Origin of the sequence: Ferruginibacter sp. (assembly GCF_031430955.1) — a bacterium.
GTDB lineage: Bacteria > Bacteroidota > Bacteroidia > Chitinophagales > Chitinophagaceae > Ferruginibacter.
The window spans coordinates 1-7809 of the sequence record NZ_JANPCM010000186.1 but is presented as its reverse complement, the minus strand read 5'-3'; the positions used below and the strand labels follow the sequence as shown (position 1 = coordinate 7809).

Annotated in this window: 5 protein-coding genes; all 5 read left to right on the top strand. The window is 37.6% G+C overall.

The genetic code is table 11. The features are described 5' to 3' along the window. Positions 1-147 precede the first annotated feature (147 nt). Positions 148-522: a nitrite reductase small subunit NirD gene (gene nirD / locus ACY65O_RS05150; protein WP_462219779.1), complete on the top strand. Its 375-nt coding sequence runs from the start codon at positions 148-150 to the stop codon at positions 520-522. A 187-nt stretch (positions 523-709) separates the two neighbouring features. Further along, complete coding sequence (locus ACY65O_RS05145; protein WP_462219778.1) at positions 710-2245, top strand: alginate export family protein; 1536 nt, start codon at positions 710-712, stop codon at positions 2243-2245. 43 nt (positions 2246-2288) lie between these two features. Beyond that, the gene (locus tag ACY65O_RS05140) at positions 2289-3650 is read left to right on the top strand and encodes an MFS transporter (protein ID WP_462219777.1); all 1362 of its coding nucleotides are present in this window, start codon (positions 2289-2291) and stop codon (positions 3648-3650) included. 160 nt (positions 3651-3810) lie between these two features. Then, positions 3811-7413: a molybdopterin-dependent oxidoreductase gene (locus ACY65O_RS05135; protein ID WP_462219776.1), complete on the top strand. Its 3603-nt coding sequence runs from the start codon at positions 3811-3813 to the stop codon at positions 7411-7413. Between the two features lie 107 nt (positions 7414-7520). Further along, positions 7521-7809, top strand: a 289-nt coding sequence (locus tag ACY65O_RS05130; protein WP_462219775.1) for a GNAT family N-acetyltransferase, incomplete at its 3' end; no start/stop codon positions are given.

The window sequence follows — 7809 nt, the reverse complement described above, 5'->3', positions numbered from 1 at the left end:
AAGGATTGGAAAATTGTTTCGGAATAATTTTTTTTTGAGCCCGGCACCAGTGCTTCTATCAACTTCATTGGTCTGGCCTAAGGCGAGACACTCTTGTACAGAAGTAATTCTATTGAACATTAAAAGCGAAGAATAAAATATTATAAAATGATTGAAGAAAAATTAGAAACGTTGAATAATTCCCCTTTAGAGGTTGCAGGCTCCTGGTTTTACGCCTGCAGCGTAAATGATGTACCACCCAATGGTGGCGTATGTGTAAAATACAACGACGAACAAATTGCCTTGTTTCATTTTAGCAGGAGAAACGAATGGTATGCCACACAAAACGAATGCCCACACCGTAAGCAAATGGCTTTAAGCCGTGGTATGATTGGCTCACAGGCCGAAGAGCCAAAAGTGGCCTGCCCGTTTCATAAAAAAACTTTTTCTTTAAAAACAGGCGAATGTTTAAGTGGTGATGAATGTGCTATTAAAACTTATCCTGTAAAAGTTGAAGATGGAAAAGTATTTATAGGAGTATAAAATATTTGCTGTATGAATCATGACTGAAACAACATTATTAATCATTAAAATTACTGTTATGATAAACAAAAAGTAAAACCACTAAATCCTACTGAAGTTATACAAAAGAAAAACCCCGGAACGAATTGGAAGCTCAGACCGGGGCAAAGATTTCAAATTGCAAACAATTTAAAACCAAAACAAAATTATGAAGAAAAAAACAAAAGGATTGAAAAGCATTTTGCTACTATTTCTTGCGGTTTTATCTCTTTACAAATCTTACGGGCAGCTTACTGTAGGCGGCCAGGTAAGAACCCGTACAGAATTCCGTGATGGAGTGGGCACATTAAAACCTGCCACGAATGATGCCGCTTTTTTTACTTCGCAAAGAAGCAGGTTAACTTTTAATTACAAAACCAACAGGGTTATTTTACAAACTTCCCTGCAGGATGTAAGAGTATGGGGGCAGGACGCTGCCACAATAAGCAATGCAGACGGCAGCAAGTTAGGCATACATGAAGCATGGGCAGAAATTATTTTAGCTAATAAAAAAGATACTTCCTTTAAGAAATCAGCGGCAGAATATTTTGCAGTAAAATTAGGCAGGCAGGAATTAGTGTATGATGATGTGAGATTGCTGGGCAATTTAGATTGGTTGCAACAGGCACGACGTCATGATGCTGTAGTTTTTAAATTGCTAAATAAAGGATTACAATTAGATGCAGGTTTTGCATTCAATCAAAACAGTGATGCCTTTAATTATAATGGCACTTATTATACGCCAGCTAATATTTCCACTGCAGTAAAAGACAGCAAAGGTTTTTTAATAGCTACTCCCACAGGATTAATTCCCTTAATGAATAGTACAGGTATCAGCAGTAAAACAGGTAACCCTTCTTTTGTTAATGCACCTTCTACTAACGGCATGAATCAAAACTATAAAGCTTTACAATATTTATACGCAGCAAAAACTTTTAAAAATACTAAAGTGAGTGCATTGTTTTTGGCAGATCATTTTGGAAAATATATTTTAGACTCTGTATTAACTTCTACTGCTAGCGGCAATGGTTATGTTTATGGCAGAAGGTTTAATCAGAAAGGAGTGAACAGCCGCATTACAACAGGTTTATTAGTTAACAGTGCGCTGAATAAAACAAAATCATTAACATTAACTGCAGGTACGTATTACCAGGGTGGAAAAGATAAAGATGGAGCAAGATTAAGTGCTTACACTTCTACCCTTGCTGCTGCATTTACTAAAAAGAAATTTACTTATACCTTAGGCTGGGATTATCTAAGTGGCAACAACGCCTTTTCAACATCCACTACCAATCACCGCTTCGATCCTTTATATGGCACGCCACATAAGTTCTGGGGTTATATGGATTATTTCTACAGTGGCACCGGTTCTCCCACAGGAGGATTAAGCGACCCATTTTTTAAAATTAAATACGGCAGTAAAAACAAAAGATTCAGTGCAGGTTTAGACTATCATTATTTCTCTCTTGCAAAAGATATGAAAGATATTAATGGCAATGCAATTGATAAATATCTCGGCAGTGAGTTTGACCTGATAACCAATTACAGTTTAAACAAGATCACTACAATTGAGTTTGGTTTTTGCAGCATGGCTGCTTCCAAAAGTATGGAGTATGCAAAAGGTATTACACCCGGCATTTCAAAACTAACCGGCTTATGGAGCTATGTAATGATAAACATCAAACCAGAATTTCTATTTAAATAAAATAAGAGCATCTTATTTAAATCAACCTTAAAATAATTTAATTATGTTATCAACAATAAACAATCAACCACTTCCCAAACTCAACATCTTTTCTTTTAAAGGTGTGCAGATGAAAACTTTTCACATCACCTGGTTTACTTTTTTCTGTTGCTTCTTTGCCTGGTTTGGTATGGCACCACTAATGAAAATTGCAAAAGAGCAATTGCATTTAACCAAAGATCAGATCGGTAACATCCAGATAGCATCTGTGTCTGCAACAATTATTGCCCGGTTATTAATTGGCAGGATGGTAGATAAATTTGGTCCACGCCTTGTGTATTGCTGGTTGCTGGTGTTGTGCGCTATTCCTGTTTTATTAATAGGCACCAGCAACACTTATACTTCCTTTCTTTTATTTCGTTTAGCCATTGGTGTAATTGGTGCATCATTTGTAATTACACAATTTCATACTTCTATAATGTTTGCACCAAATGTAAAAGGAACGGCCAATGCAACGGCTGGTGGTTTTGGTAATGCCGGCGGTGGAGCAGCCAATTTTTTTATGCCGATGATTGCATCTGGTTTTGTAGGTTTGGGTTTTTGTACCAAAGAAGATAGCTGGAGATATGCCATGATTGTACCGGGGATATTATTATTAGTATGTGCTTATTTGTATTATCGTTACACAAAAGATACACCGCAGGGAGATTATAAAGAAACCGGTTATACAACAGATGTAAAGAAAAATACTTTTCTTATTGCCATTAAAGATTACCGCACCTGGATTTTAACCATTGCCTATGCCGCATGCTTTGGTGTAGAAATTACAGTGGATAATTTTGCACCGCTGTTCTTTATGGATTCGTTTGGCGCAACATTAGCTGTAGCGGGTATGGCTGCTGGTATTTTTGGCTGGATAAATATTTTTGCCCGACCAATGGGTGGTATTGTTGCCGATAAAATTGGAAAAGTTTGGGGCTTTGATGGCAAAACAATGTTACTGTCTGTTTTATTATTGTTAGAAGGTATCGGCTTAATATGGTTTGCAAAATCAGGCAATATTGGTATGGCCATTTTTATGATGTTCTTTTTTGGTTTGAGTTTAAAAATGGCTAATGGCGCCACTTACAGCCTGGTACCTTTTATAAGTCCGATAGCAGTAGGCAGTGTTGCAGGTATTGTTGGTGCTGGCGGAAACATTGGTGCAATGCTTATTGCTTTTATGTTTAAAGCAAAAGCTATACATGCTACTAAAGAAGTAGTTGAAAATGGTGTTACCAAAACTAAAGACCTGATTGATTACACCGCAGCATTTACTTTATTAGGGTATATCATTTTAGGAATTGGTGTTGCCGTATTTATTTTTAGAACAGTTACCGCACAAAAGAGAGTAGATGTAAAAGATTTGAGTGCACTGCCTGCATAATAAAAAAATGGAAAAATAAATTGATGGCATTTGTTTTAAAAATAAAATATAATTAAAGCTGAATAAAGAAATAATGTACAAGAGTGTCTCGCCTTAGGCCAGACCAATGAAGATGATAGAAGTATAAAAGCTTGGTACAAAAAAATAAAAGATAAAAAATTTGATTTATTCCAAAAATATAAAAGAGGCTTTCTTAATCCCCCCTTCGGGGGGCGGGGGGGCCACTACCTGCTGCTACTGCGGCGTGGGCTGTGGCATTATAGTAACCAAAGATGCACATAACAGCATCACTGTTAAAGGTGATGAGAGCCATCCGGTAAATAAAGGCATGTTGTGCAGTAAAGGAATGAACCTGCATCATACCGTAAATGATAAAAGCGACAGGTTATTATTTCCTCAAATGCGGTACAATAAAAATATGCCTTTGCAAAGAGTGAGTTGGGATGCGGCATTGGAAAGAACTGCTGCAGTGTTTAAAACTTTCATTGAAAAATACGGGCCGGACAGTGTTGCTTTTTATGCAAGCGGACAATGCCTTACCGAAGAATATTATGTTGTAAACAAATTGATTAAAGGTTTTATTGGCAGTAATAATATTGATACTAACAGCCGCCTGTGCATGAGTAGTGCAGTGGTAGGTTACAAAATGAGTTTGGGTGAAGACAGTGTGCCGGTGAGTTATGATGATCTGGAATTGTGTGATACCATTTTTGTTGCCGGTGCAAACCCTGCATGGTGCCATCCTATTTTATGGAGAAGAGTGGAAGCGGCAAGAGAAAAAAATCCTGAGCTAAAAATTATTGTAAGCGACCCACGCAAAACACAAACCTGCTCTTTAGCAAATGTACATTTGCAATTAAATCCCGGTACAGATATTACATTGCATCATGCCATTGGCCGTTGCTTAATTGAAGAAGGAAAAATTGATTTTGATTTTATTAATGATAATACAAATGGTTTTGTACAATACAAAGAAACTGTTTTTGAAAGAACGGTGGAAGAAGCTGCAGTTATTTGTGGTGTTAGTGAAAATGATATTCGCTTAGCGGCTTTATACATTGGTAATGCTAAAGGTTTTATTACGATGTGGACGATGGGGTTGAATCAAAGTGTGGTGGGTACCAATAAAAATTTGTCGCTAATAAATTTAAATTTAATTACCGGGCAAATAGGAAAACCAGGCGCAGGGCCATTTTCATTAACTGGTCAGCCAAATGCAATGGGGGGCAGAGAAGTAGGCGGCTTAAGTAATTTATTACCTGCACACCGTGATTTATTAAATGAAACACACCGCAATGAGGTGGAAAAATTTTGGCAAATTCCGTTAGGCACAATCAAACCAACACCAGGGCAAACCGCTACCGAAATGTTTGATGCATTGAATGAAGGCAAACTAAAAGCCATCTGGATTTTATGTACCAATCCACTTATAAGTTTACCTGATGTACGTGTTGCAGAAGCAGGTTTGAAGAAAGCAAAATTTGTAGTGGTGCAGGATGTAAGCAATAAAGTAGAAACATTGCAATATGCCGATGTGGTTTTACCTGCTGCTTCGTGGACGGAGAAGGAAGGTACGATGACGAACGCAGCCCGTTACATTTCTTACTTAAATAAAATTACTGATGCACCCGGCGAAGCATTGCCCGATGCAGAAATCATTTGCCGCTTTGCAAAAAAAATGGGCTACCATGGTTTTGATTATAAAAAATTTGGAGAAATATATGCAGAGCATGCAGCATTAACAGCAGGAACAAACATTGACATCAGCGGATTGAGTTATGAAATTTTAAAAGAGAAGAGAGCGGTGCAATGGCCGTATAAGAAGACAATAGGCAATGAGCAAAAGGCAATGGGCAATGAGGAAAATTTTGGTACGCCAAGATTGTTTACTGATCATAAATTTTTTACTGCTGATAAAAAAGCCAACATACATTCTTTTAGCGATGAAAATAAATCGGAGGCGTTAAGCCCTGAACATCCGCTGATATTGACTACCGGCCGCATACGTGATCAATGGCATACGATGAGTAAAACGGGTAAAGTAAATAAACTCAATCAGCATATCAGCGAATCTTTTTTAGAAATCAATCCTGCGGATGCAGCTAAAAGAAAAATTAAAGACAATGATGTTATAGAAATATTTAACCAGCGGGGCAACGTTCGTGTTAAAGCAAAATTTAGTGAGGATATAAAAACCGGTGTTGTTTTTATGCCGATGCATTGGGGGAAAATTTTAAACAGTGATCTTAACAGGGCTAACAATCTTACCAACAATTTAATTGACCCAAAAAGCAAAGAACCCGATTTTAAATTTAGCGCCGTACAAGTGCAGTTGTACAAAAAAGCGAAACAAAAAATAATTGTGGTGGGTGCAGGCGCAGGCGCCTGTGGTTTTGTAAAAAGTTACCGTGCATTAAATACCGAAGATGATATTGAAGTTTTCAGCAAAGAAGATTTTCCTTTTTATAACAGGGTACTTCTTCCAGATTATATCAGCGGCGTGTTGCCCTGGCATAATTTAATAAAGATGAGTGATGATGAAGAGATAGACCACCGCATAACATTACACCGTGGTGTTAGTATAGAAAAAATTGACAAAGAAAATAAAATTGTTACTGACAGCAATGGTGTTACACACTTTTACGATGTATTGCTGTTAGCCACCGGCAGCAGGGCCTTCATGCTGAAAGATGTACCAAAACTTAACGGAATTTTTACCATGCGTAGTCGTAACGATGCGGATGATTTTAAAAATCATATTTCTGTTGCAAAAGAAAAAGTAATTATTGTTGGCGGTGGTTTGTTAGGCATTGAACTGGCAGCATCGCTGATTGAAGTGGGTATAAAAGTTACCATCATTCAACGTATCTCCCGTTTAATGGACAGGCAATTGGATCCATTGGGCAGCCAACTGTTGCATGAAGAATTAACCAGCAAGGGCATTGAGATTTTTTACAACGACGAGATAGACCGTTTTTTAGGAGAAAAAAATATTTCGGGTGTACGGTTAAAAAGTGGTTTACATATAAATTGCCAGGCATTGGTAATTGCTATTGGTACAGTACCCAATATTGAAGTGGCAAAATCTGCCGGCATTGATTGTAAACGGGGCGTTGCAGTAGATGAATATTTACGCACCAGCGAAAAAGATATTTACGCCATTGGCGAAATTGCAGAGTTTAAAGGATTTTTATATGGCATTACTGCCGCTGCAGAACAGCAGGCCGAAATTGTTGCCCGTTTTTTATGCGGCGATATTTCTAAATATTACAGCGGCAGTTTGCTGATGAATATTTTAAAAATGCATGGCACCGATTTGTGCTCGTTAGGCCTTGCTGAAATACCCAGCAACGACCCGGCTTATGAAGAAATTATTTTTATAGATAAAGCAAAGCGTTATTACAAAAAATGTATTGTTCATAATGACAAATTAGTAGGTGCTATTTTAATTGGTGATAAAAACGAATTTTTAGAATACAGAAATCTCATTGAAAATAAATTAGAGCTGAGTGAAAAACGCTTACAATTGTTACGCAGTGGCAAAGCCGCTGAACCCGTAATTGGTAAACTGGTATGCAGTTGCAACAATGTTGGCGAAGGCAATTTGATCAACAAAATTAAAGAAGGTTGTAAAGATCATGTACAATTATGCCAGCTTACCGGCGCAGGCATGGGTTGTGGCAGTTGCAGGCCAGAAGTAAAAGCAATTTTGGATGGTTATTTAAATGTGATTAAAAAAGAAGACGGGATTTTAGTAACTTAGAAAATATATTTTGAACTCTGCGGTGTGGCTACTATGGTGCTTCATTGGCAGAGTTTATCCTGAGCAACCAAGGGCTCCGTTCAACTATATTAATCCTATTGAGCAAAATGATGCAGCAGCAAATCATAAAACGAACTACTTCTAATGATAAAGATTTTCAGTGGCTGATTAAGCAACTGGACCATGAATTGTGGAATGAATTACAGGAAGACCAGGCTCAATATGACCAGTACAATAAAGTACCCGACCTGAATACTGTAGTGGTGGTTTATGTAAATGACCAACCTGCTGCAAGTGGTTGTTTTAAACAATACAATACTGACACGGTTGAAATAAAAAGAATGTTTGTGGTAAAAGAGCACCGTGGCAAAGGTCTGTCAAAAGATGTTTTGCTCG

Bases quoted from the DNA above. Each gene is read 5' to 3' on its own strand.
- nirD (WP_462219779.1), top strand. From the start codon at position 148: ATGATTGAAGAAAAATTAGAAACGTTGAATAATTCCCCTTTAGAGGTT.
- ACY65O_RS05145 (WP_462219778.1), top strand. From the start codon at position 710: ATGAAGAAAAAAACAAAAGGATTGAAAAGCATTTTGCTACTATTTCTT.
- ACY65O_RS05140 (WP_462219777.1), top strand. From the start codon at position 2,289: ATGTTATCAACAATAAACAATCAACCACTTCCCAAACTCAACATCTTT.